Genomic DNA, 25,580 nt, shown 5'->3' with positions numbered 1-25,580 from the left:
GGGCTGAGTACGGGGACCCTGTCCGAAAAGTTTCGGCCCGGCAACGCTGACATCAGCTAAAATTGTCGATACCTGGAATACGAAGTGGGTCGGCGTCCTGTTCGCGTCATCTCGTTTGGGGGCAGGAAGTCTTTGGGTTTCGCCCGTCGGTCCGGTGCAATGTCGCACGCCGCGGTGTACCGCGACACGACCATGTCGGCGCCCAGCCCACTGCCGAGGAGGCACGCATGGTCGACAACGCCGCAACCGAGCAGTCCGAACCCGATCCCGCCATCGTCATCTGGCCCGAACCCAGCCGACTCGAGCCGTGGTGGCAGCGCGTCATGTTCGGCTCGAGCGCCCGGCCTGCCACTCCGCGCGAGACTCGCTACGGGACCACGAAGCAGTAGCCCTTCCAGCATTCCCCGCCTCGCGCCAGAGCTTCACTTCGGTTCCTCATGCGTCGAGGAGCGGTTCTTCGCGCTGCTCCTCCTCCAGCTCGACCGCGGTCCAGCTCGCCGGAGCGGGGCCGAATGCGTTGCGCGCGTTGGAGATCACCGTCTTGGCCAGCACGCGGTTGCCGGTCGCGCCGATGATCGCGCCGATGCCCGCCGGGATCACCCTGCCGAAGGCGAGCACGCTGCGTTTGGCGATGGTCCGCACGACGATCTGCTTGACCGGCCCCTCGCCGAGACTCGACACGACGGGAATGCGGTTCGCGAGTTCGGACGCCCAGTTCTTGGCCGAGTTCGCGGTGTTCTTGCCGACGAACTGGACGCCACCAGGTCCGAACACGATCCCGGACACCAGCGCGGTCTCGCGGGCAACCTCCTCGGGCTCGACGCCGTGGATCGCGGCGACAGTGAGCGCGTAGAGCACCGACGCCTCGACGAAGAAGACGGTCTCCACGCCCATCGCGGCCAAGCCGGTGATCACGCCGATGCCGGGCACCGCGGCGCAGATACCGACCGTGACGCCGCTCGCCGTCACGGCGGTCAGGTAGTGCCGCTGCACACGTTCGAGTACCTGCTCGGGCGTTTCGTCCGGATGCGCGGCGCGTAGCCAGTCGCCGTAGCGTTCGACCAACGGCGTCTGCCAGCGAGCGCCCTTGTCGATCGCCGACAGCACGACCTTGTCCACGCGTTCCCGGATCATCGACCACGACCTTTCCTGCGTCCCGCCCGTGGGGCGGGGTCACGAATCACTCGACCACTGAGGGATACACAGAATCCGCGGTAATACACGGCGAAGTGTGCCTTGTCATAGCCGATCGGTCCAACTCTTTGCCCGACGTGGCGTCCGACGCGCCGTTCGTGGCGCGACCGTGACCGCTTCGCAGGCATCGCGCAACACCTTGTGACATCCGGCGAATTAGGACCAGAAATACTCTCTGTCTGCGTGCTTTCGGTAACGACACGGCGTCATTCACCCGAATCGAGCTGGCATAGCAAACCATTGGCTTACGCTGGAACCACCTCGGTAGCCCCGAGGTTGCAGGGTGGGTCGCGATGCCCCCGAAACGCGCCCACCATCGCCGAGCAGGTCAGCTGGGACTCGGGTCCCGGCTTCAGCCCGAATCCCATCTGGCCCGCCGGAATTCCGCTTCTTGGTACGGTCGTCCCATGGAGGATGCCGAGGAACTCCTCGCCGCCGTCGTCGCCTGGGCGCGACAGGACGACCGGATCACCGCGCTCGTGCAGACCGGATCACGCGGCCGCGGCGACCGGATCGATCGATACTCCGATCTCGACTTGGAGATCATCACTCCGCAGTGGCGTGACCTCTTCGCCGACCAGAGCTGGCTGGACCGTTTCGGCGCCGTCCTGCTCAGCGTGTCCTTCGAGGACGAGGACCGCCCGTGGCCCGCTCCCCTGCTCGTCGTGTTCACGGGCGGGCGCAAGATCGATGTCACCGTCGCGGGCGAGGAACGCCTCACCGACATGATCGAGCACGGGCTCGACGAGCTGTACCAGCGCGGCTTCCGCGTGCACTGGGACCGCACCGGTCTGGCCGCGAGACTCCCCGCGCCCACGGGCGAGACCCCGAAGCCGATCGTGCCGGATCTCGCCGAATTCACCACGGTCACCGAGGAATTCTTCTTCGAGGCCACTCAGGTGCCGATCTACCTGAACCGCGGTGAGCTGTGGGTGGCGAAGTTCCGTGACAACACCATGAAGGAGTGCCTGCTCCAGATGCTGGAGTGGTACGGGGCGACCGACCCCGACCGCCAGCGTTACACCTGGTACATCGGCCACCACATGGACGAGTGGCTGCCCGCCGATCTTTGGCGGCGGGTCCACGAGACCTTCGGCCGCTTCGACGCCGCCGACGCCCGGCGCGCGCTGGACGCCACGGTCGACCTGTTCGCCGATGTCGGCGCGGAAGTGGCCGCCCGCCTGGGTTTTCCGTGGCGCGACGAATTGGTCGACGGTGTGCGACGGCTGCTCGCCGAGTACCGGGCGCACCGCTGAGCCGGCGCGACGCTCAGTAGGGTTGCGCCCGATCCGCCCACGCCGCACCGAGTTCCGCCGCGAGGCTCCGCGGGAAGGAAACGCGGCTCGGGTCGCCGTCGGAGGTGTAGCGCAGGCCGGGATCCTGGGCGAGCCGGTCGAGCCAGTGCGCCGAATCGAACGGAACGGCACCGCGTCCGGACCTGATCCGCGGGATACCGGCCGGGTCGATCTGGCCGTGCGGCGAGGGCGCGGGTTCCGCGCCGACCAGCATGACGGCCTCGAAAGCGTAGGGCGTGCCGTCCCATTCGCCCGTGGCGGCGAGCCGGCGGTCGGCGGGAAAGATGCCGAGCGGCAACGCCATGGTGCGCACCCGGGCGCCCGGCGCGGCCGCGGCGACGGCCCGCAAGTTCTGCACCAATTCGCGTTGCACCCCCGCCGCGTCCAGCCCGGAGAGGTTGGCGTGGGACGCGGTGTGCGCGCCGAGGTCGTATCCGTGCTCGGTGAGCCAGGCCAGTGCGCGGGGGTCGTCGCCGAAGGGCTCGTTGTTCACGTAGAAGGTCGCGGTCGGCCGGAAATCCGGGTGCCGGGCGCCGAACTCCTCGAGAACGGCCACCGCGCTGTCGGGCGCGGGGCGGCCGTCGCCGGTCAGCGTGAGCTGGCTGACGGTCGAATCGTCGAAGGTCAGCACCACGGGGTGGGTGCCGGCGGGGATGTCGATCGCGCCCGAGATATAGGCCGCCGCCGTGACCGGGCGGTAGCCCTCGCGGTACAGCCGCTCGAGTTCCGCGCGGAATTCCTCGGGCGTCTGGTCGTATTCGCCCGCAGGGTTCGGCGTCACCTGGTGGTACATCAGCACCGGGACGAGCCCCAGTTCGTTCGCGCCGACCGCGGCCGGGTCCACCCGCACAGGCACGGATTCGGATGTCGTCGAAGTCGAAACGGATTCGGGAGCAGCGGATTCCGCCGTCGTCCCGCAGCCGAGCAACAGCGCGGAAACCAGTGCCGACAATGCCCATCGATACGCGAAGGCGCCAGTGCTCGCCATCGGCTCACCGTACGCGGGCCCCGCATCGAATCGACGACATATGGGCGAAATACCCGACATCGGGCGCGCCGCCGTGGATAGTAGGGGAACCTGAGGTGAAAGTTGGTGTGCGCGTTGCTCAAACGTGTTCCGGAGAGCCGCGCTCGGCGGCTCGCGGTGATCGCGGTGACCGTCGTCGGGTCGATTCTCGCCGTCGCGGTCCTGATCACGGCTTTTCGGCCCGAGGGAGAGCGGCTAGCGGTGACGGGACTGCCCGCCGGTGTCGTCGGTGCCGCCGCCGCGCCGGAGCTGGCGCTGCGCGTCGACGCGGCGGGCCACGATCCGGATGCCGTCCGCCTGGAGCTCGACGGCTCGCCGGTGGCGGGTGCGGTCGAGGGTGACGACGTCGTCTATCGCCCGGGTGTACTGCCCGACGGGACATATGAATTCACCGCCGAGATCCCTTCGGACGGCCCGCTCGGCTTCTTGCGCTCCGGTCCGCGCGCCACCGCCTCCGTCACGGTGGACACGACGCCGCCCACGATTCAGCTGGACCCGACCAAGCCGGTGCGCTCCTACCGCGAGCCGGTCGCGCTGCGCGGCAAGGCGATCGGCGCGCAGTCGGTCTCGGTCGGTTCCGTCTCGGTGCAGGTCGCCGAGGACGGCGCCTTCGAGATCACCCTGCCCCGCGCGCCGACAGGCGTCGAACTCGTCGCGGTCGACGCGGCCGGCAACACGAGCCGAACGCCCCTCACGGCGACCATCGAGCTGCCCAGGATCAGGGCGGTGCACGTCACCGCGCACGCGTGGTCGCACGACGGACTGCGAGAGAGCGTCCTCGACCTGGCCCGTTCCGGCCGCATCGACACCGTCCAGCTCGACATCAAGGACGAGGACGGCGTCGTCGGCTACGACTCCCAGGTGCCACTGGCGCGTGAATCCGGCGCTGCCACCGCGATATACGACGCGCGCGCCGCGCTGACCCAGCTGCACGACATGGGTCTGCGGGTAATCGGCCGCATCGTGGCGTTCCGCGACCCGACGCTGGCCGAATGGGCCTGGCACGGGGGGCGCACCGACTGGGTCGTGCAGAATCCCGGTGGCCGGCCGTATTCCAGCCACTACGGCGCGATCGCGTTCACCAACTTCGCGCACCCCGAGGTGCGCAAGTACAACATCGATCTCGCCGTCGAAGCGGCCGCGCTCGGCTTCGACGAGATCATGTACGACTACATCCGTCGCCCGGACGGCAGCCTGTCGAGCATGGCGTTCCCCGGCGCGACGGTGGACCCGATCGTCTCGATCGCGGAGTTCCTGCGCGAGAGCCGGGACCCGGTACACGACGCGGGCGCTTTTCAGAGCGCGGCGGTGTTCGGCATCGCAGTCACCCGCCCCGACCAGATCGCCCAGGACATCCCGATGATGGCCGCGCACCTGGACTACGTGGCGCCGATGGTCTACCCCTCGCATTGGAACTCCGGCGAGTACGGCGTCGCGAACCCGAACGCGCAGCCCTACGACATCGTGCTGCGCTCACTGCAAGATTTCCGGCGGGTCACCGAGGGCACCGGCGCGAAGGTGGTGCCGTGGTTGCAGGACTTCAGCCTCGGGGTCACCTACGGCCACGCCGAGGTGCAGGCCCAGATCGACGCGACAGCGGCCGCGGGGATCGACAGCTTCGTGCTGTGGAGTCCCGTCGTGCGGTATCACCTCTGACGCGCTGCCGTCCACAGCCCGCGCTATGCCCGTAGCGCAGGCGAAGATACGCCCAGAAGGGCGCCCACAGTATTACGCGCCCTGCGCGGAATCATTGTCGCGACGAGCCCGCCCGGCGATAGTGCTTGCACGTTCGATTGGTCGCCGCGCACGGGAGGTCCGCATGGGTGAGGCAGGTCTGCCGTTGATCCGCCGCCGCACGGTGGACTTCATGCGCGTCCCGCACGGAGTCTGTCGCCGCTGAGCGGTGGCGCCACGCCGCGCCGCGCCCCTCGATCAGGTAGCCCTTCCCCCGCTCACCTGCCGTATCGGCATGCCCTTTTCCGGGGCGGTGGGCGCATTCAGCGAAAGAACCGAAAGATGTTGTCCCTGAATCGACGACCGCGGGTGGTCCGCGCACTCGCCGCCGCCTTCGCCATCCCCACCGCCGTGGCGGTTCTGGCCGGGTGCGGCTCGTCCGAACCCGCCACGACCGCCGATGGCAAGTCCGTGCTCCGCTACCAGGGGCAGACCGGCCAGGTCACGACGTTCGAATTGGCCGCCGATCTCGGCTACTTCTCGGAGATCGAGCTGCGCTGGGAGGGCGACACCACCAGCGGTCCCGCCAACATCCAGGCCGCGGCCACCAAGCAGATCGAGTTCGGCAGCGCGTTCAACGGCGCCGTCGTGAAGCTGGTGTCCGGCGGCGCCCAGGTCACCTCGGTCCTGAGTTCCTATGGCGCCGATGAGCTCTCGTTCACCGGCTACTTCGTGCGCGAGGATTCCGGCATCACGTCGGCTCGGGATCTGATCGGCAAGAAGGTCGGTATCAACACCCTGGGCGCGCACCACGAGTTCGTCACCCGCGAGTGGCTGCACCGAGAGGGTTTGAGCGAGCAGGAGATCGAACAGGTCGAGCTCGTGGTGGTGCCGCCGGTGAACACCGAGGAGGCGCTGCGCAACCGGCAGATCGATGTGGGCGCGCTGGGCGGTGTGTTCCGGGAGACCGCGGTCGAGCGCGGCGGGATCCGCCCGCTGTTCACCGACAAGGCGATCTTCGGCGAGTTCGACTACGGCACTTACGTCTTCCGCAACGACTACCTCCAGCAGCATCCGGCCGCGGTGCGCGATTTCGTCCAGGGCACGGCCCGCGCCACCCGCTGGCTGCAGGTGACGCCGCGCGACGAGGTGCTCGCCCGCTTCGAGTCCATCATCGACAAGCGCGGACGCAACGAGAACACCCAGTTGCTCGAGTACTGGCGCAGCCCCGGCATTCCGGTGCCCGGCGCGGTGATCGCGGAGAAGGAACTGCAGATCTGGATCGACTGGCTGGTCCGCACCGGCGACCTGCCCGAGGGCAAGCTCTCGGCGAAGGAACTGTTCACCAACAAGGACAACCCCTACGCCAACGGGACCTACGGACCGACCACCGGCCCGACCGGAGAGGTGGTGGCGAAATGAGCGGCACCGCAGTGAAATTGCGTCTCGAGGGAGTGCGCAAGCAGTTCGCCGTCCGCGGGTCGCAGGAGCAGTTCACCGCGCTCGCGGACATCTCGCTCGACCTGCACGAGGGAGAGTTCCTCGTCCTGGTCGGTCCCAGCGGCTCGGGCAAGTCGACGCTGCTGGATCTGCTCGGCGGACTGAGCAAGCCGACCGAGGGCCGACTCCTGCTGGACGGCAAGCCGATCACCAAACCCGGTCTGGACCGCGGCATCGTGTTCCAGCAGTACGCGCTGCTGCCCTGGCGTACCGCGCGGACGAACATCGAGTTCGGACTCGAGGCCAAAGGGCTGCGCAAGGCGCAGCGCCGGGAGCTGGCCGACCACTACCTGGAACTGGTCGGCTTGGCGGGCTTCGGCGACCGCTACCCGCACGAGCTCTCCGGCGGCATGAAACAGCGCGTCGCCATCGCCCGCAGCCTGGCCTTCGACCCGGAGGTGCTGCTGATGGACGAGCCGTTCGCCGCGCTGGACGCCCAGACGCGAGAGTCGTTGCAGGACGAGCTGTTACGCATCTGGAAGGCGACCGGCAAGACCATCCTCTTCATCACGCACGGCATCGACGAGGCGGTCTACCTCGGGCAGCGAGTCGCGGTGCTGACCTCGCGACCGGGGCGGGTGAAGTCGATCCTCGAGATCGATATCGACCGCGAATCCGGCGCGGACATCCGTTCCGGCGAGCGCTTCCGCGAATACCGGCACGCGATCTGGGAGCAGTTGCAGACCGAGGTGAGTCGCGCGCAGGGACTCGAACGCGCGGAGATCGGCTCCGCGGGCAACGACAGGAGGCACGCCAATGTCTAGCGCAGTGCAGGTGCTGGAAAAGACCGCCGCCCCAGCCGAGCTCGAGGCTGCCGCTCCGGTGCCGGTGGTCGAGGCGCAGGCGTCCCGGCTGCTCGCCGCGGCCCTCGGGCTGGCCTGGCGGGTCTTGAAGCCGACGGTGGTGATCGCGCTGTTCCTGGCACTGTGGGAGACCGCGCCACGGCTCGGGCTGGTCGACGAGGTGTTCCTGCCGCGCTGCTCGGTGGTGGTGCAGGCGTTCGCGGAGCTGGTGGCCAGCGGTGAGATGTGGGAGCACGTGTCCACCAGCCTGACCCGCTCGCTCAGCGGTTTCACCCTCGCGCTGCTCGTCGCCATCCCGGTCGGCATCGGCATCGCCTGGTACAAGCCGGTGGCCGACTTCCTGAATCCGATCCTGGAGCTGTTCCGCAACACCGCGGCGCTGGCGCTGCTTCCGGTGTTCGTGCTGATCCTCGGCATCGGGGAGACCTCGAAGGTCGCGCTGGTGCTCTACGCGAGCTTCTTCCCGATCCTGTTGAACACCATCACCGGCGTGCGCACGGTGGATCCGCTGTTGATCAAATCGGCGGTCTCCCTCGGCTTCGGACCACTGCGGCTGTTCCAGAAGGTGGTGCTGCCCGCCGCGGTCCCGTCGATCTTCACCGGCGTCCGGATGGCGGCGGCGTCCTCGATCCTGGTGCTCATCGCCGCCGAGATGGTCGGGGCGCGAGCCGGACTCGGCTATCTGATCACCGCGGCGCAGCAGAACTTCCAGATCCCCGACATGTACGCGGGCATCCTCGCCATCTCGCTGGTCGGCCTGGCCTTCAACGGGATCCTCGTCGCCCTCGAACGCCGTTTCTCCCGCTGGCGCAACCACTCCTGACTCTTCTGAAAGAACGCAGAACTCATGTCCCGTAGAACGTTCCACCTCAATGCCTTTCTGATGGGCGTCGGCCACCACGAGGCCGCCTGGCGACACCCGCGCACCGAGGCGCGCCGCGTGCTCGACGTCGCGCACTTTCAGGAGCTCGGGCGAATCGCCGAGCGCGGCAAGCTCGATTCGGTCTTCTTCGCCGACGGGCTCGCGGTCGGCCCGCAGCTCGAGCGCAACACGCTGGCCGTCTTCGAGCCGGTGACGCTGCTCTCGGCGATCGCCACGGCGACCGAACGGATCGGGCTGATCGCGACCGCTTCGACCACCTACAACGAGCCGTTCAACCTGGCCCGGATCTTCGCCTCGCTGGATCACCTCAGTGGCGGCCGCGCGGGCTGGAACATTGTCACCTCCGGCAACGAGCAGGAGGCGTTCAACTTCGGCTACGACGCCATCCCGGAGCACGCGCGCCGCTACGAACGCGCGCAGGAGTTCGTCGACGTCGCCATCCAGCTGTGGGACAGCTGGGAATCGGGGGCGATCGTGCTCGACGAGCAGACCGGTGTGTTCGCCGATCCGGACCGGGTGCACACCATCGATTACGCGGGCGAGCGGTTCCGCGTCCGCGGACCGCTCAACTCGCCGCGCAGTCCGCAGGGGCGTCCGCTGCTGGTGCAAGCCGGTTCCTCGGAGAGCGGCAAGGACTTCGCCGCGCAGCACGCCGAGGCGGTGTTCACCGCGCAGCGCACACTCGAGGAGGGGCAGCGGTTCTACCGCGACCTGAAGTCGCGGCTGCCCCAATACGGGCGCTCGGCCGACGAGCTGAAGGTGCTGCCCGGCCTGGTGCCGTTCATCGCCGACACCGCAGAGGAAGCGCGCGCGCTCGAGCAGGAGTTCACCGACCTGATCTCGCCCGACTACGCGCTGCGCCAGCTGTCCGGGCTGCTCGGCGTCGACCTCACCGCGCACGCGCTGGACGCGCCGCTGCCCCCGCTGCCCGAGGAGAGCGAGATCGAGGGCGGCAAGAGCCGATTCACGCTCGTCAAGGAACTCGCCGAGCACGAGCGACTGACGGTGCGCCAGCTCATCGGCAAGCTCGGTGGCGGGCGCGGGCACCGCACCTTCGCCGGAACCCCGGAGCAGATCGCCGACGAGCTGCAGACCTGGTTCGAGAACGGCGCCGCCGACGGCTTCAACATCATGCCCCCGTACCTGCCCGGCGGCCTCACCGACTTCGTCGACCGGGTGGTGCCGATCCTCCAGCAACGCGGGCTGTTCCGTACCGAGTACACGGCCACCACGCTGCGCGGTCACTACGGACTGGAACCGGTGGAAAGCCAGTTCGCGCAAACCGATACGCGGGCGACCGCCTGACCTCGCCGACGTCATGCCGCTGATCCGTCGACTCGAAGTCGACTACATGCGCCTCGGCAGCAGCACCTGTCGCCGTTGCCGCCGCCCACCTCCGATCCCTCTTCGAAAGACACGATCATGACCGCCGTCAGCGAAGTCCCCACCGCCATCGTCCACATCGCTCCCGTCGCCGGGCACATCGGCGCGGAGGTCTCCGGCGTCGATCTACGCGCCGACCTCACCGACCAGCAGGTCGCCGACATCACCGCGGCGCTGCACGAGCACAAGGTGCTGTTCTTCCGCGACCAGCACATCGGCCACGCCGAGCAGATCGCCTTCTCCCGGCGTTTCGGCGCGGTCACGCCCTCGCACCCGTACGACGACGACGCGCCCACCGAGTTCCCGGAAATCCTCGCGGTGGACAGCCGCCTGTACGAGAAGCGTTTCGGCGTCAAGAAATTCAGCTACACCAATCACTGGCACACCGACGTCTCGCCGCTGATCAACCCGCCCGCCGCCTCGCTGCTGCGCGCGGAGATCGCACCGGAGCGCGGCGGCGACACCAGCTGGACGAACCTGGCCGCCGCCTACGCGGGTCTGCCCGAGTCGCTCAGGAACTTCATCGACGGTCTGCGCGCCGAACATCGCTTCGGCGGCAAGCAGCCCGCGTGGCAGGCCGACAGCGACTACGCGAAGAAGGTGGCCAAGGCTCCGCTGGTCACCGAACACCCGGTGGTGCGGGTGCATCCGGTCACCGGCGAGCGGATTCTGTTCGTCAATCCGGGCTTCACCACCAGGATTGCCGGACTCAGTCCGCGCCAGAGCGACGCGGTGCTGAAGCTGCTGTTCGACGAGCTTTCCGATCCCACCTACACCGTCCGGTTCCGTTGGCAGAAGGGCAGTCTCGCGTTCTGGGACAACCGGTCCACCGCCCATCTCGCTCCGAGCGACCTCGATCACCTGAGCGTCACCCGGGTGCTCTACCGGACCACGCTCGAAGGGGACATTCCGGTCGGCGTGGACGGTGCGCCGTCCCGGTCGATCGCCGGTGATCAGTTCGTGGGGTCCTGATCCGAGCGACACGGCGCCGCGCACCCGAACGCTGGGTGCGCGGCGCTTTGCCGATCAGCCTGCGGCGCTGCGCCTATCAGGTCGCGGTGCTGCGGCGATCAGCCGTCGGCGCGAAGAATCTTCGATCAGAGCAGCTTGTGCTGACGCAGATCGCTCACGTACTTCTCGATCAGTCGCGGCGAAAGGTGCGGGATGTCCCCCGCGTCGGGCAGTCCGAGGGATCGGACGGCGGCGCGGAAGTGCTCGGCGGGCAGCGCCGCGCCGCGCAATGGCCGCGCCGGACGCCGGAACGCGTGCAGCAGCGGCAGCAGGATGTTGACGCGCTGATGCTCGGGGAGGGCGCGCAGGCCGGATTCGAAACGGATGAACCAGTCGTCGTAGTCGGCGATGCGGTGGATCGGGTGCCCCGCCTCGATCAGCCAGTCGACGAAGGTGTCCAGGGAGATCCCGTCGTCGTGCGGGTTGAGCACGTCGTAGGTGCGGAAGCCGTCGGTGGCGGCGGCACCGAGCGCGGTGATTGCGGCGGCGGTGAAATCCACTGGCAGGCCGTCGTAGTGGGCGCGACGAGGCCGACCGGCGGCGTCGGTCCGGTAGAACGATCGCGGCGCGATACCCGTGGCGAGCAGGCTGAGCAGCAAGCGGGTGAACATGTCCGGCAGGTTGAGCTGACCGGTGTACCGGCTGTGCGCCAGGATCATGTCCGAACGGAAGACCGCGACCGGAAGTCCGAAGCGGTCGTTGGCTTCGCGCAGCAGCACTTCGCCCGCCCATTTGCTGGTGCCGTAGCCGTTGGCGTAACTCTCGTCGAGGACGCGCACGGGGCTCATCTCGCGAATGTCGCCGTCCTCGGCGAACTTCGACGGATCGATCTGCGCGGCGACCGCCACCGTCGACAGGTAGGTGATCGGCTTGCGGCGCGCGGTGAGCGCCAGCCGGATCAGCTCGGCCGTGCCGACCACGTTGGGACCGAACAGCTGCCGGTACGGCAGGACGTGATTGACCAGCGCCGCCGGGTGCGCGATCAGATCGACCTCGGCGGCAAGCCGTCGCCAAGTAGCTTCGTCCACACCGAGATTCGGCTCACCGATATCGGCGGCGAGGATCTCGAGGTTGCCGTCGGCCAGTTCGCGGAAGCGGCCGAGCAGGTCGGCGTCGCCGGTGTCGAAAGACTCCTCGAGCCGTTGGCGCGCGGCGTACGCGTCGGTGCCGCGCACCAGGCAGATCAGCTGTCCCCCTGAGCTGTTCAGCCGTTCGAGCCACTCCAGGCAGAGGAATCGGCCGAGGTAGCCGTTGGCTCCGGTGAGCAGCACCGTCCGAGGCGGACCGGCGGCCGGGGTCAGGTCGGTCGCGGCCACCAGTGTCGCCGGATCCAGAAAGGCTTCCAGGGTCAGCTGTGCGGCGGTCACCCGCGGGCCGTCGCCGTGCACGGACGCGAATGTCGGCCGCCGCCTGTCGGTTTCGTGGGCGGCGTCGATGTAGTCGGCGAGCCTGCGCAGATCGTTGGCCGGGCTGGTCACCACGCCCACCGGCACCTCGACACCGAAGATGTCGCCGAGCAGGTTCGACAGGGAAAGGGCCGACAGCGAGTCGCCGCCGAGATCGGCGAAACGCGCGTCGGGACGGATGTCCGCGCCCGCGCACCCGAGCAGGGCGCGGGTCGCCCGGCCGACGATCTCCAGCACCGGCCGCGTGCCCGCCTCGTGGCGCAGCGCGAGTAATTCGTCGTTCTGGGCCGCCGCCAGGTCGGCGTAGAGCTGCTCCAGGCGTGCGCCATATCGCTGTTTCATCTTGGGGCGCAAGAGCTTTCCGATGCCGGAGAGCAAGCCGTTCGCCGCGCTGAACGGCTCGATCTCGATCAGGAAATCGCGCGGGACCTCGTAGGAGTTCAGCTCCGCGTCCTTGGCGACCTGTTGCAGTGATTCGCTCAGCGCCGCGGTGAGTTCCGCCCCCTCCCAACGGTTCAGCGCTTCGTCGGTGGGCACGATCACCGCGAGCAGGTAGGCCCGTTCACTGCTGCCGTGCACGAAGATCTGCCGCACCAGCGGACTGCCCGCGAACACGGCCTCCAGCTTGGCAACCGTCACGAATTCGCCCTGAGACAGCTTCAGCACGTTGTTGCGACGGTCCACGTAGACCAGGCGGTCCGGGCCGAGTTCGGCGACGATGTCGCCGGTCCGGTAGAAGCCGTCCTCGTCGAAGATCTCGGCGTCCAGATCGGGGCGCCGGTAGTACCCGGAGATCATCGCGGTCGTCTTCAGCAGCAGCTCGCCGCGCGGATGCGGCGAATCGGTCTGGAAATAGCCGAGTTCCGGGACGTCGACGAGCTTGTAGTCCAGCACCGGCGGCCTGCGCACGAGGGTGTCGATGACCAGTCCTCCGCCCGCCTCGGTCGAGCCGTAACCGTCGTGCAGATCCAGGTCGAGCACGGATTCCAGGAATGTCTTCATCTCGGCGGCGAGCGGGGCGCTGCCGCAGATCGCGGTCATGTAGCGGCCACCGAAGAAGTCGTGCCGCAGTGTGCTTTTCACCTGTTCCGCGAGCTCGGCGGACGCGACGCCGCCACCGGCCCCCGCGGTCCAATTCGCTCTGATACCGCTGAAAGACCATGTCGCACACGCGCGGCACGAAGAACAATTCGGTCGGCCGCACCAGGGCGATGTCCTCGAACAGCGTCGACATGTCGCTCGCCGCCGCGAAATACGCCGTGCCGCCGCGGGCGAGCACGCCGTGCAGCGTCATCCGGCCCGCCACGTGGCTCATCGGCATGTAGTTGAGGTTGATCGCCGAGACCACCGGCTGGGCCAGCCACATCGCGGTTACCAAGCTGCCGGTGTACATGGCGCCCTTCGGCGTTCCGGTGCTGCCCGAGGTGTAGATGAGCAGCGTCAGCGGATCGTCGTCGGGATCGTGCAGGGGTGCGGGCGCGTGTCCGCGGCCGCGAACGATGACGTCGTCGAAAGTGTCGATCACGATCGGGGTCGAGGCCAGTCGACGGCGGGCGGCTGCCAGCGCCTCGCGCTGATCGTCGCCGCCATGCTGGTAGTCGAAGACGATCAAGCGATCAGGAGTATGGCCGTCGAGCACACAGTCCACGGCGTGGTCGAGCAGATCCAGACTCGTGGCGAGAATCCGCGGCGCGGTCTCGGCGAGAATGGAGCGCAGCTGCGTGACGGGCGCACTGGCTTGCAACGGCACCGCGACAGCGCCGACGTGCACGCAGGCCAGATCCAGGATGGTGTACTCGGCACTGGTGAAACCGAGGACGGCGACGAAATCGCCCGCGCGCAAGCCGATCTCGTGATGCCAATCGGCGGCGACCGCGCCGACGCGCGCCCACACCTCGCCATAGGTGATGGTCTCGAAGGACGGCAGCAGACGCGTCGTCCGGCGGCCGGTCCGCGGGTCGGTGGTCAGCTCCACCGACCGGCTGCCGAGTGCGGGCCGATCGGCATAGCCGGTCATGAGGGTTTCGACGATGCGCGGTAACCGCATCCCCGGTTGCCGGATCGTCGCGCTGATTTCCGCGCTCGGTTTCGCGTCTCGGATCTGCCGGTGCTCGGCGTACAACCGCGCCACTCGCTCGGTTTGTCGCGCGGCACGTGCCAAGTCCGCCATAGGTACGCCTCCACGATGAGCCACCCGGTCCTCTCGACACGTTAGCTCACCTAAGGATCTCGGTCACGGGTTCCGCGGAGCCCGAGACCGCATCGTCACTCCCGTCCGCTCAGCGCGGGGTGACGCGAGCGACCGCGCGGGCGTCGTCGCCGACGGCGAGCCAGGCGTCCAGGGTGTCGCCGACCCGACGGCCGATCACCCTGACCTCGTCGCGCGACTCGAGCGGCTTGGCGTACTCGATGACCACCCGGTGCGCGGCCGAGATCAGGTCGCTGTGCCGAGTCAGCAACTCCTCGAGCGCGCCGAGGTAGACGGCGTTGTTGACGTGGTCGAGCATGTCGATGTCGGCCACCCGGAGCGGGAAAGGCAGCACCTCGACATCGGCCGCCGTCAGGTCGGGCATCGGGTCGGTGAGGGCGGCCTGCCAGCGCAGGCGATGCTCGGCGGTGCTGGCCAGCATCGGCGCCATGAAGCGGTCGCTCATCCTGGTGGGCACGCCGCTCTCGATGCCGAAGTGGATCAGGAAGGCCTCGGTCTCGATCAGACCGCCCGCACTGCCGAAGATTTGCACGCGCATGTTGCACCAGCGGTTCGACAGCGCCGAGCACCAGCGGTGCAGGGTCACCCGCTCTCCCCACACCACCGGCTTGAGCACGTCGATCACCGTGCGGCGCACCACCCAGCCGCGGTGGGTATCGCCGTCCTCCACCGCGTCGAGATGTTCGAAGCCGATGTCCTGCAGGTAGCGGGCCACGGCGTCGAGGCGAAGCCGCTGTTGTCTGTCGGTGTCGGCGAGACGAACCGGCCACCCCGTCTGGAAGGGGGTCCCGGACGGACGTTCCGGCAGCGCGCTGGGAATGACCATGGTCGGATGATGCCAGGCGCGGCCGGGTCGGCCCGTCCGGCACTCCGGTCAGCCCAATCGGGACTCGGGAATCGCACACGCCATGCCCTCGGACATGCCGGTGGGCCGCACGCCGAGCGCCTGGTTGAGCCTGCCGCGCTGGTTCTCCCAGGCGATGGCGGTGGCCAGCTCGGCGAGCTGCGCCTTGGTGAGATGGGTCAGCAGTTGCTCGCGCAACTCGTCCAGCTCGATCGCGGGGGTCGCCGTGACGGCTTCAGCGTAGGCGATGACCAGCTTCTCCAGCTCGGTGTAGGCGTCGCTGGTCCGGTAGCGCGGCAGATCGGTGATCTGCCGCTCGGTGAGCCCGCTGCTCTGCGCGATGGCCGAGCCGATGTCGAGACAGAACTCGCAGTTCACCAAGCCCGCGGCCTTCAGTTCGGCCAGCTCTTTGAGCCGCGGGTCGAGGCGGTTGGCGAAGATCAGCATCGTCTCGTAGAACGCCGTGCTCGCCAGCAGCTGCGGTCTGCGCGCCAGCCAGCCGACCAGATCCGTGCGATGGCGCTTGGCCCGTCGCAGGGTCCGCGAATGGTTCCGAATACGCTCTACCGCTCGCATGTCCGACCTCCCCTGAGCTCGTGACGACCAACTGCCGCCATCCTACGCCCAAAACGACAGGCCGTAGTAGGCATTCGGCTAGGTGCGCGCGGTCTCGCCCGCCTCGAGGATCGCCGCCAGGTCGGCCGGGATCGGCATGGGCTGGAAGATGCCGACGGTGGCGCGACCGGTGTTGCCGATCGGCACCCTGCCGACCGCCGAGCCGAGACCCGCGCCCGACAGCCGGACCACCTGGCCCAGCGCCTCCTTCCTGTCGCGGCATCGCAACGCCAGCCGCAGCATGTGCCAGTGCGCGCGGGTGTGCGGCCACGGCCAGCGCTGGGACAGAATGTGCGCGCGCTCCAACGCGCGCCACATGTCGTCGAGATCTGTTGCGGCGCTTGCCGAACGCAGTTCGTCCTCGAAGGCGGTGCGGACGGTGGGCGGCATCGGAGCCACGGTTTCCTCCTGGAAGAGCGGGAATGTCTCGCCATCGAGCCTCGTCGATCATCCGGGCCGAAGTCTTGAACAAACCTGCTGCTTGACTCTCACACCGTGCTAGGTCGTTGGCTGGGCCCATGCATCCCTACATCGGCTCCGGCCCCTACTGCTACAGCAACTCCCTCGCCATGCTGCTCGGCGAGCACGCACCACCGGTCGGGGTGATCGAGACCCTGACCGGAGCGCCGTTCGGCGCGCAGGTGGAACGCGAGCAACCGTACTTCGATCCGGTCGGCTGGCACCCGGAGATCGGCCTGGACGCGGCGATCGATCTGCTGGGATGGCGGTGCGCGCGCAGGAAGGGCGGGTCCGCCGCCGACGCCGTGAACCGGCTCCGCGCCGCGCTCGAGCACGGCCCGGTCCTGGTAGGTCCGCTCGACATGGGGTTGCTGAGCTACCGGCCAGGCTCCCGCGCGGCTATCGGTGCGGACCACTATGTCGTGGCGCTCGCGATGGAGGCGGATGTCGTTGTCCTGCACGACCCTCAGGGTCATCCGTACGCGACGCTGCCCGCCGCCGATCTCGCGGTGGCGTGGCGGGCGGACGAGATCGCCTACGCCGACGGCCCTTTCATCATGCGGTCGGAATTCGTCCGTGCACGTCCCGTTTCCATCGAGGCGGCATTGGAGAAGGCATTGCCGAAAGCGGTCCGCTGGCTGACGGGCGCGGCAGACTCCGCGGAGCGGATCGCCGAACTGGTCGACGCGGGACTTCCGCCGCACGTCCGAGACCTACTGGAAGCGTTCGGCATACGTGTCGGCGCTCGCCGCTTGGCCGACGCCGCGGTGAGCCTGTCGAGCGTGGGCCGCCACCGGGCGGCGACCATCGCCGTCGAACAGTCACGCATTGTCGGCAGTCTCCAGTACTCGCTGGTAACCGGCAACGATGCCGAACTCGCAGCGCGGATCCGCTGCCTGGCACCGGGTTACGAACACCTGCGATCGGCGCTCGCCGAATAGCCGCCTTCCACCCTCGTGCCGGCCACGCACACCCTGGCAGGTGCCGCACTCGCCACGGCCTTCGGGCGGCTCCTCCCAGCTCGTCCTTCGCGTCGCCGGAGGTCAGGGGCACACGTGCAGCCCGAAACCCGTGCGGCCCGCGGGCTCCAGTCCCTCCTTCAGGTGCAGGGAGGGGATCTCGTAGTCACCGAAGTTCTGCCGCCGGAACGCGATCGGCTCGGTCGACTCCAGAGTGAGCAGGCGCTGCTCCCAAGCTTTGGCGACGTCCGGGTAGTCCTCGCCGGTGATCCGGTCCGCGCCGTACAGCACGAACGGCGGCAGCGACTCGATGCCCGGGTAGTAGAGGATGCCGTGGTGGATCGGGAACAGCAGGTCATCGATGGGGCCGTTGATCCCGCGAGCGGCGTAATGCGATTCCGGGCCGCCGACGGTCACCGACAGCAAGGCCTTCCTACCCGCGAGGGTGCCTTCGCCGAAGCGATCGCCGTACCTGGTGTCGCTGTGCTCGCCGACGCCGTACGCGAAGTTGTAGGTGAACACCCGATCCACCCAACCTTTGAGGATCGCGGGCATCGTGTACCACCACAGCGGGAACTGGAAGATGATCGTGTCGGCCCACAGCAGCTTCTCCTGCTCGGCTCGGACGTCCGCGGTGAGCGTCCCGGCGTCGAAGGCCCGACCCGAGTCCCGTGCGACCTTCAGCGGACTCGAAGCGTCGGGGCCATAGTCCGCGGCGTCCACGACCGCCTTCCAGTTCATCGCGTACAGATCGCTCACCCGCACCTCGTGCCCGGCGGTCTCCAAGGTGGACACCGCGAGGTCCTTCAGCGAGCTGTTCAGCGACCTCGGCTCCGGGTGGGCGTGGACGATCAGTGTCTTCATGGGAACTCCTTCGGATCGGATGCCTTCGATCCTGGGCGCCGCGGCGCCCGGCGTTCAGGGGCGCGTCTTCCATCGGACGGGACTTCCTGGTAACAGCAGGACCACCTTCACGGCCACCATCGAGGCGATACTGGGGGCATGGACGATCTTGCGGGCTTCCTGCGGACCCGGCGTTCGCGGGTCGACCCCGCGTCCGTCGGCATCCCCACCGATAGGCACCGCCGGGTCGAAGGGCTGCGCCGCGAAGAGGTCGCGCACCTGTCCGGAGTCAGCGTCGACTACTACGTACGCCTGGAGCAGGGCCGCGCGACCCAGCCGTCCGACCAGGTCCTCGACGCGCTCGCCCGCGTCCTCGGCCTCGACGAGACCGAACGCGAGCACCTCTACCGGCTCGCCCGGCAGCGCCGCCGCCGCGCTAAGGCGCCGGTCGGGCGGGTCCGGCCAGAGTTGCTGCGCGTCCTCGACCTGGTCGCCGACGCACCCGCGCTGATCATGGACCACCGCCTGGACGTGCTCGCCGGGAACCGTCTCGCCAGGCTCCTCTACGGTCGGCCGATGCCGGGCCTGAACACCGCCCGGCACATCTTCCTCGAGGAGACCGAGGGCGGCCTGTACGCGGACTGGGAGAATTGCACCCTCGACGTGGTCGGGCACCTGCGCCTGGCCGCGGGCAAATACCCCGAGGATCCCCGCCTGGCCTCGCTCATCGGCGAGCTGGCGATGGGCAGCGAGCGATTCCGCCGCCTCTGGGCCCGCGCGGACGTGCGCGCCCGCACACATGGCCGCAAGGCGTACCGGCACCCGCTGGTCGGGCCGCTGGAACTGCACCACGAGAACTTCGCACTACCGGACGAATCCGGCATGGAGCTGCTGGTGCTCTCCGCGGCCCCCGGCAGCCCCACCGAGGATGGGCTGCGCCTGCTCGCGGGCCTGGGCGTGGACAGCGGTGAGACGCATTCCACCACGAACGCTCAGGTGCGCGAGTAACTCGACGATGTCCGACTACCGCCTGGTCGGCGGCGCTGCCGTCAATGGACGGCGCCTCGCCAGTCGATTTCGCCGAATTGGGAAGCGGAGTAATGCGACTCCGGGCCGCCGACGGTCACCGGCAGCAATTTCTCCGCGGCGTCGACCACCGCGGAATCCGATGACCCGCGGCCGGGTCCGCAACCCTGCGCAACGATGCCTCGCTGTGGCGGGTTGCACGAACTCCTGCACACGAATATCGCAGAAGCCCAACAGCATTCGAGCTACTCTGCGCAGTCGAGATGCCGCGACAACTTATCGACCGACTGTTACGGTCGTCACGTCCAGAAGCTTCAACGGGATGAGAACCGAAATGACAGTTGAGACAACTGATTCGACACCCACGGACGAAACGCCGCTGTGGTTGCGCGGCCGTGATGCCGTGGTCGCGGCCGCCGCGGCCGAGGACTGGCGCACCGGCGCACCGGACTACCGCCTGACCGATGAGATCGTGCCGCGCGAGCGGATCACCGAACACGCACCGGGATCGCTGGAAGCGATCGTCGAGGATCTGGTGCGGGTCTTCGAGATGGAGGTCTCGCACAAGAAGGATCCGGCGACATGGGTGTCACTGGTGGCCGAGCACTACCGCGGCCGGGTGAACGGCGGTCCGTGGCAGGACGCGGAGGAATTCGCGCGGATCGGCAGCTACAACATCCTGATCGGCGACAACCCTTACTATGAGGCCGCAGCCGAGACCTTCGACAGCTCACACAAGATCTTCCACACCGCCTTCCCGAACGGCTTCTTCTGGGAGGTGCTGGAGGTGCTGTCCGGCCCGCCCACCGTCAGCTTCCGCTGGCGGCACTGGGGCCGCTACGACGGGCCGTACCGGGAGCACCAGCCCACCGGAGCGACGATCGAGATGTTCGGCGTCACAATCGCCAGGGTCAGTGAGGATTTGCGCATCCTCGAGCTCGAGCATTTCTACGACAACAACCAGCTGCTGAGCCCACTGGCCCACGGCTGCCCGGTGTCCAAGTCCTGACCGCGCCTTCCGGATCGGGCGTGACGCTGAGCTCGTTCCGGGAGTTCAGGATTCGCGGTGCGGCGGCGGCTTCGCCTGCAGCGCAACCGATCCCGGGGCGCTGCTGGCAGACGAATTGCTCCGCTGACCGAAGGCAGGTCTCCGAGGGGTGCGGCGCTGCCGTCAACGGAGGGCGCCTCGCCAGTCGAGGTCGCCGAATTGGGAAGGGGGAGCGCCGAACATGGCGCGGCAGACGCGGGTCAAATGTGCGCTGTCGGCGAAGCCCGCCTCGTGCGCCACGTCCGTGAGCGAGTGGCCCGCGGCGAGCAGTTCGACAGCGCGCTGGATTCGCAGCCAGCGCAGGTACGGACGGAACGGCAGACCGAGTTCGGCCGAGAAGACATGCGCGAGACGACTTTCCGACAGATGGACGGCGCGGGCCAGGTCGGCCAGCCGCACCGGACCCGCGGCGATTCGCTCCGGCAGCAGCCGCAGCACCTCGGCCACCGCGGGATGGCGCACCGCCTCCCCCGCGCCGCCGCGCAGCCACTCCGCCTCCGATCCCGACTCGAACGCCGACCACACCCAGCCGACGAAGGCGGTCGCTTCATCACTGAGTGACGCCTGCGGCCTTCGAACAGCACCTGCCTCGCCAGACGACGGCTCACCAGCTCCCCACCCACCGGGCGGCCGCTCACCAGCACTCGCCGCACCGGACGACCGTTCGCCAGCACTCGCCTTGCCGGGCGAGCATTCGGCCATGTGCCGCACGACGCGCAATCCGCCGCCGACCTCATCGACCTCCGGAGCGCCAGCAGCCAGTTCGTCCCGTGACGCTTCACCAGATCCACGGGGCGACGGCTCACCGGCACTCGGTTCGCTGATCGACCGTTCGACAGCACCTGCTGCGGCGGGCCATGATCGGCTGAAGAACTGCTCGAGCCGCAACCGGTCCACGGCGGCTTCCAACCCCAATTCCGCTGCCGCGCAAGCCCATCCGCGCGCCGTCTCGCGGGGTCGCGCCACCGTCGCCCACCGCGCACCCGGCACCGACTCCGGATCCAGGTGCACCACAGCCCCACGTGGCGCACCGTGAATCACCGCGTGGGCGACATCCGGTGGGATGACGGCCGCGCGGCAGGCCACCCGCTCCCCCGCGGCATCGGCGAGCACCATGTTCTCGTCCGCGACGATGACCTGCACCGAGTGATGCGCGTGCAGAGCGGCGGTGCCGATCCGGCCGACGATCGCCAGTCGCCCTGGGCTCAGCGCGGCGATGCCCCGCCAGCGCCGTGTAGCGCCGCCATCCGTCATCTGCCCAGCGTCACCCGCGTCCACTCCCCAACCGTATGGGGCTGTCATGTGAGGCCGGTGCGGATCTGGTCGATCCGCCACCACGACTGGGCCCGCGACGCCTTCGACTACTTCTTCCGCTCGCGCTTCTCCCGCACACGCACCGAGATCCGCACCGGCGACCCGTCGAAGCCGAATTCCTCGCGCAGACGACGCTCCAGGAAGCGGCGGTAGCCCGCCTCCAGGAAGCCGGTGGTGAACAGCACGAAGGTCGGCGGCCGGGTGGAGGCCTGCGTCGCGAACAGGACGCGCGGCAGACGACCGCCGCGCATCGGCGGCGGGGTGGCCGCGACGACTTCCTTGAGCCAGGTGTTCAGGCGGCCCGTGGAAATGCGCTTGTCCCAGGATTCCAGCGCGGTCTCCATGGCGGGCACGAGCTTCTGCACGGCGCGACCGGTGTGCGCGGAGATGTTGACGCGCTGGGCCCACGGCACCCGGACCAGTTCGCGATCGACTTCCTTCTCCAACTGGAGACGGCGGTCCTCGTCGACCAGGTCCCACTTGTTGAAGGCGAGCACCAGCGCACGCCCGGAGTCGGCGACCAGGCTGATCACCCGCAGGTCCTGTTCGGTGATCGGCTGCGAGGCGTCGATCAGCATGATCGCCACCTCGGAGGCCTCCAGCGCCGACTTGGTGCGCAGCGAGGCGTAGAACTCGGTGCCGCTGGCGTTGGCGACCTTGCGGCGCAGACCCGCGGTGTCGATGAATTTCCAGATCTTGCCGCCCAGGTCGACGAGCGAGTCGACCGGATCGACGGTGGTGCCCGCGACATCGTGCACCACCGAGCGCTCGTCGCCGGACAGTTTGTTCATCAGGCTGGACTTGCCGACGTTCGGCTTGCCGACCAGCGCGACGCGGCGCGGTCCGGTGCCGCCGGTGCCCTCGCGCGGCGTCTCGGGCAGCACCTCGAGCACGTCGTCGAGCAGGTCGCCGGTGCCGCGGCCGTGCGCGGCGGAGACCATGCGCGGCTCGCCGAGCCCGAGCGACCACAGCGACGCGGCCTCGGACTCGACGCGCTGGTCGTCGACCTTGTTGGCGACCAGGATGACCGGGATCTTCGACCGGCGCAGCTTCTTCACCGCGGCCTCGTCGGTCGCGGTCGCCCCGACGGTCGCGTCGACCACGAGCAGGATCGCGTCAGCGGTCGCCATGGCCACCTCGGCCTGACGAGCGACGTGCTGCTGCAAGCCCTTGGCGTCGGGCTCCCAGCCGCCGGTGTCCTGCACCAGGAACCGTCGACCCGACCAACTCGCCTCGTAGGAGATGCGGTCGCGGGTGACGCCGGGGACGTCCTCGACGACGGCCTCGCGGCGGCCGAGAATTCGGTTCACCAGCGTGGACTTGCCCACGTTCGGACGCCCGACCACCGCGAGCGTCGGCATGGCGAGGTGCTCCTCACCCTCCTGCTCACCCTCGAGATCGGCTATCTCCCAGTCGGTTTCGTCGCTCCATACGCCGTCGCCGGCCAGTACGTCCTCGGTCACCGATTCTCTCCCGTTGTCGAAATCTGCTGCGCGACAACGTGGTACAGCTCGTCGATGACCTCGTCCATGCTCAGCTCGCTGGTGTCCACGAGCACCGCGTCCACAGCGGGACGCAGCGGGGACACCTTGCGGGTGGAGTCGAGGTTGTCGCGGCGCTGCACGTCGGCGAGCACGGCCGCGTAGTCGTCGCCGCGGCCTTCCTGGATGTTCTGTTGGTTGCGCCGTTCGGCGCGCGCCTCCGCGGAGGCGGTCAGATAGATCTTGGCGTCCGCGTCGGGCAGCACGACGGTGCCGATGTCGCGGCCCTCCACGACGATGCGTTGCGCTGTCGCGGTGATCTCGCGCTGCAACGCGACGAGCAGCTCGCGCACCTCGGCCACCGCGGACACGGCCGAGACCGCCTTGGTGACGGCGTCGCCGCGGATCTCGGCGGACACGTCCTCGCCGTCGAGCTCGATCACCTCGTGGCTGGGATCGGTGCCGATCGTCAGCGGCAGCTCCTTGACCGCGGCGCCGATGGCCGCGCTGTCGGTGAGCTCGATGCCGGTCCGCAGCACCCGCAGGGTGGCGACCCGGTACATGGCGCCGGTGTCGAGGTAGCGGGCGCCGAGCCGGGTGGCGAGGCGCCGGGAGACGCTGGACTTCCCGGTGCCCGAGGGCCCGTCCATGGCGACCACCAGCGGAGCTCGGCCGGCCAGCCGACCGGGAGCCTCGACCGGAATCTCCACACCGTTCACAACGACACCGCCTCGTAGAGTTTGCCGATTTCATCGCGGCCGAGGACACGCAGCGTGCCCGGCCGTTGATCGCCCAGCGCCACCGGGCCGATATGGGTGCGCACCAGCCGGGTCACCGGATGGCCGACCGCGTCGAGCAGTCGGCGCACGATGTGCTTGCGCCCCTCGTGCAACACGATCTTCACCAGCGAGCGTCCCTCGCCGAGTTCGAGCACCTGGAAGCGGTCCACCTTGGCGGGGCCGTCCTCGAGTTCGACGCCGTCGCGCAGCCGCTTGCCGATGATCTTGTTGTTGACCTCGCCGTTGACGGTCGCGAGGTAGGTCTTGGACACCTCGAAGGAGGGGTGCATGAGCCGGTGCGCCAGGTCACCGTCGTTGGTCAGCAGCAGCAGGCCCTCGGTGTCGGCGTCGAGCCGTCCGACGTGAAACAGCCGCTGTCCGGCCGCGATCCGCTCGGCGACGATATCGCCGACACAGGGCCTGCCGAGATCGTCGGACATGGTCGACTGCCAGCCCTTCGGCTTATTGAGGGCGACGTGCACCAGTTCGTCGCGAACCACGACGCGAGTTCCGTCGACCCGGACCACCGCCGTCTGCGGGTCGATGCGCAGGCCTTGCTCGCGCACGATCGCGCCGTCGACCTCCACTCGGCCCTGGTCGATCATCTCCTCGGCCGCGCGCCGCGAGGCGACGCCCGCCTTGGCGAGCACCTTCTGCAGCCGCTCGCCCTCGCCCCACGGCAGCTTGGCCGGGCCCTCGGTGTTCGCGGGCTCGACGTTCTGGCGGCGTGCGGGCTTGGCGTTGCTCAGCAGCGGTTGCGCGGGGATCTGGCGCTGCGGCTTGGGATTCTTCGACTTGCGAGCGGCCGGAGCCTTGGCCGCGCCTTGGCCCCACGAGGAGCGCTGCGTGGAAGCGCCCTGGCCGGAGCCGCCGCGTCCCCGCTGACCCGAACCGCCATGGCTCGATCCCTGCTGCGCCGCCCCACGCTGACCGGAACCGCGCTGGCCCGCGCCGCGCTGGGCGGATCCGCCCTGGCTCGCGCCTCCCGCGCCGCGCCGTGCGCCGCCCCTGTCGTCCGACCCCCACGGTGCGGCACCGCGCGCGGTTCCGCCGCGCTGGGCTGCCTTGGCGCCGCGGGCGCCTACGTTGCGTGCGGCGCCGCCCCTGGCGGGCTGGCCGCTGTTGTTCCTACGATCCGGTGTGCCATCTCGGCGAGCGGAAGTATTCATCTGTCCTGTCAATCCTCGGTGCCGAGATCCAAATCGGCCTCGGCGGGTTTCCTCAACCTGGTGTAACGGGGGTCCGTTTCCAGGCTCTCGTTGATCTCATCGATCAGGTCGACGCCCGGGAGCAGTGGCGCCAGCGGTGGCAGATCGGACAGCGAGGCAAGTCCGATCCGTTCCAGGAACAGTTCGGTCGTGCGGTACTGCGTGCCGTTCGTCTCCGGGTCGACCCCGGCCTCGGCGATCAGCCCGCGGGCGAGCAGCGTGCGCATCACGCCGTCGACGTTCACGCCGCGAACGGCGCTCACCCTGGTCCTGGTCACCGGTTGGCGGTAGGCCACCACCGCCAATGTCTCCAACGCCGCCCGCGTCAATTTGGTCCTGGCGCCGTCGAGCAGTACGCGCTCCACGTACGGTGCGTACTCGCTGCGAGTATAGAAGCGCCACCCGTCGCCGACGAAACGCAGATCGATGCCGCTGCCGCGCGCGGTCAGCTCCGCCGACATCGCGCGCAACACCGACTCCACCCGTTCGGTGGTGTCGTCCAAGGCCGCGGCCAGCTGTTCTACCGGGGCGGGAGCGTCGACGACGAGCAGCATCGCCTCCAGCGCGGAGCGGAATTCGGCGTCGTCGAGGGTCTCGGGGGTGTCGGACACCACTGCGT

At 68.8% G+C, this 25,580-nt stretch carries 22 protein-coding genes and 1 pseudogene; 11 read left to right on the top strand and 12 right to left on the bottom strand.

What is annotated here, in order from left to right; all coding sequences use genetic code 11:
• Nucleotides 1–227 precede the first annotated feature (227 nt).
• Nucleotides 228–389 carry a hypothetical protein gene (locus ABZV58_RS27865; protein ID WP_179831081.1) on the top strand — a complete coding sequence of 54 codons (162 nt, stop codon included), beginning with the start codon at nucleotides 228–230 and terminating at the stop codon, nucleotides 387–389.
• Nucleotides 390–435: 46 nt separating this feature from the next.
• Here ABZV58_RS27865 and ABZV58_RS27860 read toward each other — a convergent pair whose 3' ends face one another.
• Nucleotides 436–1,134, bottom strand: coding sequence for a hypothetical protein (locus ABZV58_RS27860; RefSeq protein WP_355003134.1), 699 nt, complete (start codon nucleotides 1,132–1,134; stop codon nucleotides 436–438).
• A gap of 467 nt (nucleotides 1,135–1,601) precedes the next feature.
• On the opposite strand from ABZV58_RS27860, the gene ABZV58_RS27855 reads away from it, so the two are divergent.
• On the top strand, nucleotides 1,602–2,450 hold the full coding sequence (locus tag ABZV58_RS27855) for an aminoglycoside 6-adenylyltransferase (protein WP_355003133.1): 849 nt from the start codon (nucleotides 1,602–1,604) through the stop codon (nucleotides 2,448–2,450).
• A 13-nt stretch (nucleotides 2,451–2,463) separates the two neighbouring features.
• On the opposite strand, the gene ABZV58_RS27850 is transcribed toward ABZV58_RS27855, so the two are convergent.
• The gene (locus ABZV58_RS27850) at nucleotides 2,464–3,477 is read right to left on the bottom strand and encodes a polysaccharide deacetylase family protein (RefSeq protein WP_355003132.1); all 1,014 of its coding nucleotides are present in this window, start codon (nucleotides 3,475–3,477) and stop codon (nucleotides 2,464–2,466) included.
• Nucleotides 3,478–3,591: 114 nt separating this feature from the next.
• Between ABZV58_RS27850 and ABZV58_RS27845 the strand changes: the two genes are divergently transcribed.
• From ABZV58_RS27845 to ABZV58_RS27820, 6 genes are all read left to right on the top strand, one after another.
• The gene (locus ABZV58_RS27845; protein WP_355003131.1) at nucleotides 3,592–5,172 is read left to right on the top strand and encodes a putative glycoside hydrolase; all 1,581 of its coding nucleotides are present in this window, start codon (nucleotides 3,592–3,594) and stop codon (nucleotides 5,170–5,172) included.
• Between the two features lie 360 nt (nucleotides 5,173–5,532).
• Nucleotides 5,533–6,612: an ABC transporter substrate-binding protein gene (locus ABZV58_RS27840; protein WP_355003130.1), complete on the top strand. Its 1,080-nt coding sequence runs from the start codon at nucleotides 5,533–5,535 to the stop codon at nucleotides 6,610–6,612.
• Nucleotides 6,609–7,454 (top strand): ABC transporter ATP-binding protein, encoded by an 846-nt coding sequence (locus ABZV58_RS27835; RefSeq protein WP_355003129.1) that lies wholly within the window; start codon nucleotides 6,609–6,611, stop codon nucleotides 7,452–7,454. The genes ABZV58_RS27840 and ABZV58_RS27835 overlap by 4 nt, the downstream gene beginning before the upstream one ends.
• On the top strand, nucleotides 7,447–8,316 hold the full coding sequence (locus ABZV58_RS27830) for an ABC transporter permease (RefSeq protein WP_355003128.1): 870 nt from the start codon (nucleotides 7,447–7,449) through the stop codon (nucleotides 8,314–8,316). The genes ABZV58_RS27835 and ABZV58_RS27830 overlap by 8 nt, the downstream gene beginning before the upstream one ends.
• 24 nt (nucleotides 8,317–8,340) lie before the next feature.
• Entirely contained in the window at nucleotides 8,341–9,681 is a 1,341-nt protein-coding gene (locus ABZV58_RS27825) for an LLM class flavin-dependent oxidoreductase (RefSeq protein WP_355003127.1), read from the top strand.
• A 117-nt stretch (nucleotides 9,682–9,798) separates the two neighbouring features.
• A complete protein-coding gene (locus tag ABZV58_RS27820) occupies nucleotides 9,799–10,731 on the top strand; it encodes a TauD/TfdA family dioxygenase (protein ID WP_355003126.1) in 933 nt (310 codons plus the stop codon).
• 125 nt (nucleotides 10,732–10,856) lie between these two features.
• On the opposite strand, the pseudogene car reads toward ABZV58_RS27820, so the two are convergent.
• The 4 genes and pseudogenes from car to ABZV58_RS27800 all read right to left on the bottom strand — a co-directional run bounded on the left by car (nucleotide 10,857) and on the right by ABZV58_RS27800 (nucleotide 16,234).
• Nucleotides 10,857–14,346, bottom strand: a pseudogene (car, locus tag ABZV58_RS27815) (carboxylic acid reductase).
• Between the two features lie 109 nt (nucleotides 14,347–14,455).
• Nucleotides 14,456–15,211, bottom strand: coding sequence for an acyl-ACP thioesterase domain-containing protein (locus ABZV58_RS27810; protein ID WP_355003125.1), 756 nt, complete (start codon nucleotides 15,209–15,211; stop codon nucleotides 14,456–14,458).
• Between the two features lie 48 nt (nucleotides 15,212–15,259).
• Nucleotides 15,260–15,805 carry a carboxymuconolactone decarboxylase family protein gene (locus ABZV58_RS27805; protein WP_355003124.1) on the bottom strand — a complete coding sequence of 182 codons (546 nt, stop codon included), beginning with the start codon at nucleotides 15,803–15,805 and terminating at the stop codon, nucleotides 15,260–15,262.
• A 78-nt stretch (nucleotides 15,806–15,883) separates the two neighbouring features.
• Nucleotides 15,884–16,234 (bottom strand): DUF3703 domain-containing protein, encoded by a 351-nt coding sequence (locus ABZV58_RS27800; protein ID WP_355003459.1) that lies wholly within the window; start codon nucleotides 16,232–16,234, stop codon nucleotides 15,884–15,886.
• A gap of 128 nt (nucleotides 16,235–16,362) precedes the next feature.
• Here ABZV58_RS27800 and ABZV58_RS27795 point away from each other — a divergent pair, with 128 nt between their 5' ends.
• Nucleotides 16,363–17,244 carry a hypothetical protein gene (locus ABZV58_RS27795; protein ID WP_355003123.1) on the top strand — a complete coding sequence of 294 codons (882 nt, stop codon included), beginning with the start codon at nucleotides 16,363–16,365 and terminating at the stop codon, nucleotides 17,242–17,244.
• Between the two features lie 102 nt (nucleotides 17,245–17,346).
• On the opposite strand, the gene ABZV58_RS27790 is transcribed toward ABZV58_RS27795, so the two are convergent.
• Complete coding sequence (locus ABZV58_RS27790; RefSeq protein WP_355003122.1) at nucleotides 17,347–18,126, bottom strand: NAD(P)H-dependent oxidoreductase; 780 nt, start codon at nucleotides 18,124–18,126, stop codon at nucleotides 17,347–17,349.
• 138 nt (nucleotides 18,127–18,264) lie between these two features.
• Here ABZV58_RS27790 and ABZV58_RS27785 point away from each other — a divergent pair, with 138 nt between their 5' ends.
• Entirely contained in the window at nucleotides 18,265–19,113 is an 849-nt protein-coding gene (locus ABZV58_RS27785; RefSeq protein ID WP_355003121.1) for a helix-turn-helix transcriptional regulator, read from the top strand.
• Between the two features lie 352 nt (nucleotides 19,114–19,465).
• Nucleotides 19,466–20,140, top strand: a complete 675-nt coding sequence (locus tag ABZV58_RS27780) for a SnoaL-like polyketide cyclase (protein ID WP_355003120.1) — start codon at nucleotides 19,466–19,468, stop codon at nucleotides 20,138–20,140.
• Nucleotides 20,141–20,302: 162 nt separating this feature from the next.
• Here ABZV58_RS27780 and ABZV58_RS27775 read toward each other — a convergent pair whose 3' ends face one another.
• The 5 genes from ABZV58_RS27775 to scpB form a co-directional block, all read right to left on the bottom strand.
• Entirely contained in the window at nucleotides 20,303–21,457 is a 1,155-nt protein-coding gene (locus ABZV58_RS27775) for a helix-turn-helix transcriptional regulator (protein WP_355003119.1), read from the bottom strand.
• A gap of 83 nt (nucleotides 21,458–21,540) precedes the next feature.
• Complete coding sequence (gene der / locus ABZV58_RS27770; RefSeq protein ID WP_355003118.1) at nucleotides 21,541–22,956, bottom strand: ribosome biogenesis GTPase Der; 1,416 nt, start codon at nucleotides 22,954–22,956, stop codon at nucleotides 21,541–21,543.
• Nucleotides 22,953–23,624: a (d)CMP kinase gene (cmk, locus tag ABZV58_RS27765; RefSeq protein ID WP_355003458.1), complete on the bottom strand. Its 672-nt coding sequence runs from the start codon at nucleotides 23,622–23,624 to the stop codon at nucleotides 22,953–22,955. Before cmk ends, der begins: the two co-directional genes overlap by 4 nt.
• Before the next feature lie 65 nt (nucleotides 23,625–23,689).
• Nucleotides 23,690–24,922 carry a pseudouridine synthase gene (locus ABZV58_RS27760; RefSeq protein WP_355003117.1) on the bottom strand — a complete coding sequence of 411 codons (1,233 nt, stop codon included), beginning with the start codon at nucleotides 24,920–24,922 and terminating at the stop codon, nucleotides 23,690–23,692.
• An 8-nt stretch (nucleotides 24,923–24,930) separates the two neighbouring features.
• A complete protein-coding gene (scpB, locus tag ABZV58_RS27755) occupies nucleotides 24,931–25,575 on the bottom strand; it encodes an SMC-Scp complex subunit ScpB (RefSeq protein WP_355003457.1) in 645 nt (214 codons plus the stop codon).
• Between the last annotated feature and the right edge of the window lie 5 nt (nucleotides 25,576–25,580).

The sequence above is a fragment of the Nocardia sp. NPDC004654 genome, assembly GCF_040609595.1.
Lineage (GTDB): Bacteria > Actinomycetota > Actinomycetes > Mycobacteriales > Mycobacteriaceae > Nocardia.
The sequence above is the reverse complement of the archived record's forward strand: the minus strand, read 5'-3'. Positions and strand labels throughout refer to the sequence as shown.

Bases quoted from the DNA above. Each gene is read 5' to 3' on its own strand.
- ABZV58_RS27865 (WP_179831081.1), top strand. From the start codon at position 228: ATGGTCGACAACGCCGCAACCGAGCAGTCCGAACCCGATCCCGCCATC.
- ABZV58_RS27860 (WP_355003134.1), bottom strand. From the start codon at position 1,134: ATGATCCGGGAACGCGTGGACAAGGTCGTGCTGTCGGCGATCGACAAG.
- ABZV58_RS27855 (WP_355003133.1), top strand. From the start codon at position 1,602: ATGGAGGATGCCGAGGAACTCCTCGCCGCCGTCGTCGCCTGGGCGCGA.
- ABZV58_RS27850 (WP_355003132.1), bottom strand. From the start codon at position 3,477: ATGGCGAGCACTGGCGCCTTCGCGTATCGATGGGCATTGTCGGCACTG.
- ABZV58_RS27840 (WP_355003130.1), top strand. From the start codon at position 5,533: ATGTTGTCCCTGAATCGACGACCGCGGGTGGTCCGCGCACTCGCCGCC.
- ABZV58_RS27835 (WP_355003129.1), top strand. From the start codon at position 6,609: ATGAGCGGCACCGCAGTGAAATTGCGTCTCGAGGGAGTGCGCAAGCAG.
- ABZV58_RS27830 (WP_355003128.1), top strand. From the start codon at position 7,447: ATGTCTAGCGCAGTGCAGGTGCTGGAAAAGACCGCCGCCCCAGCCGAG.
- ABZV58_RS27825 (WP_355003127.1), top strand. From the start codon at position 8,341: ATGTCCCGTAGAACGTTCCACCTCAATGCCTTTCTGATGGGCGTCGGC.
- ABZV58_RS27820 (WP_355003126.1), top strand. From the start codon at position 9,799: ATGACCGCCGTCAGCGAAGTCCCCACCGCCATCGTCCACATCGCTCCC.
- ABZV58_RS27810 (WP_355003125.1), bottom strand. From the start codon at position 15,211: ATGGTCATTCCCAGCGCGCTGCCGGAACGTCCGTCCGGGACCCCCTTC.
- ABZV58_RS27805 (WP_355003124.1), bottom strand. From the start codon at position 15,805: ATGCGAGCGGTAGAGCGTATTCGGAACCATTCGCGGACCCTGCGACGG.
- ABZV58_RS27800 (WP_355003459.1), bottom strand. From the start codon at position 16,234: ATGCCGCCCACCGTCCGCACCGCCTTCGAGGACGAACTGCGTTCGGCA.
- ABZV58_RS27795 (WP_355003123.1), top strand. From the start codon at position 16,363: ATGCATCCCTACATCGGCTCCGGCCCCTACTGCTACAGCAACTCCCTC.
- ABZV58_RS27790 (WP_355003122.1), bottom strand. From the start codon at position 18,126: ATGAAGACACTGATCGTCCACGCCCACCCGGAGCCGAGGTCGCTGAAC.
- ABZV58_RS27785 (WP_355003121.1), top strand. From the start codon at position 18,265: ATGGACGATCTTGCGGGCTTCCTGCGGACCCGGCGTTCGCGGGTCGAC.
- ABZV58_RS27780 (WP_355003120.1), top strand. From the start codon at position 19,466: ATGACAGTTGAGACAACTGATTCGACACCCACGGACGAAACGCCGCTG.
- cmk (WP_355003458.1), bottom strand. From the start codon at position 23,624: ATGGACGGGCCCTCGGGCACCGGGAAGTCCAGCGTCTCCCGGCGCCTC.
- ABZV58_RS27760 (WP_355003117.1), bottom strand. From the start codon at position 24,922: ATGAATACTTCCGCTCGCCGAGATGGCACACCGGATCGTAGGAACAAC.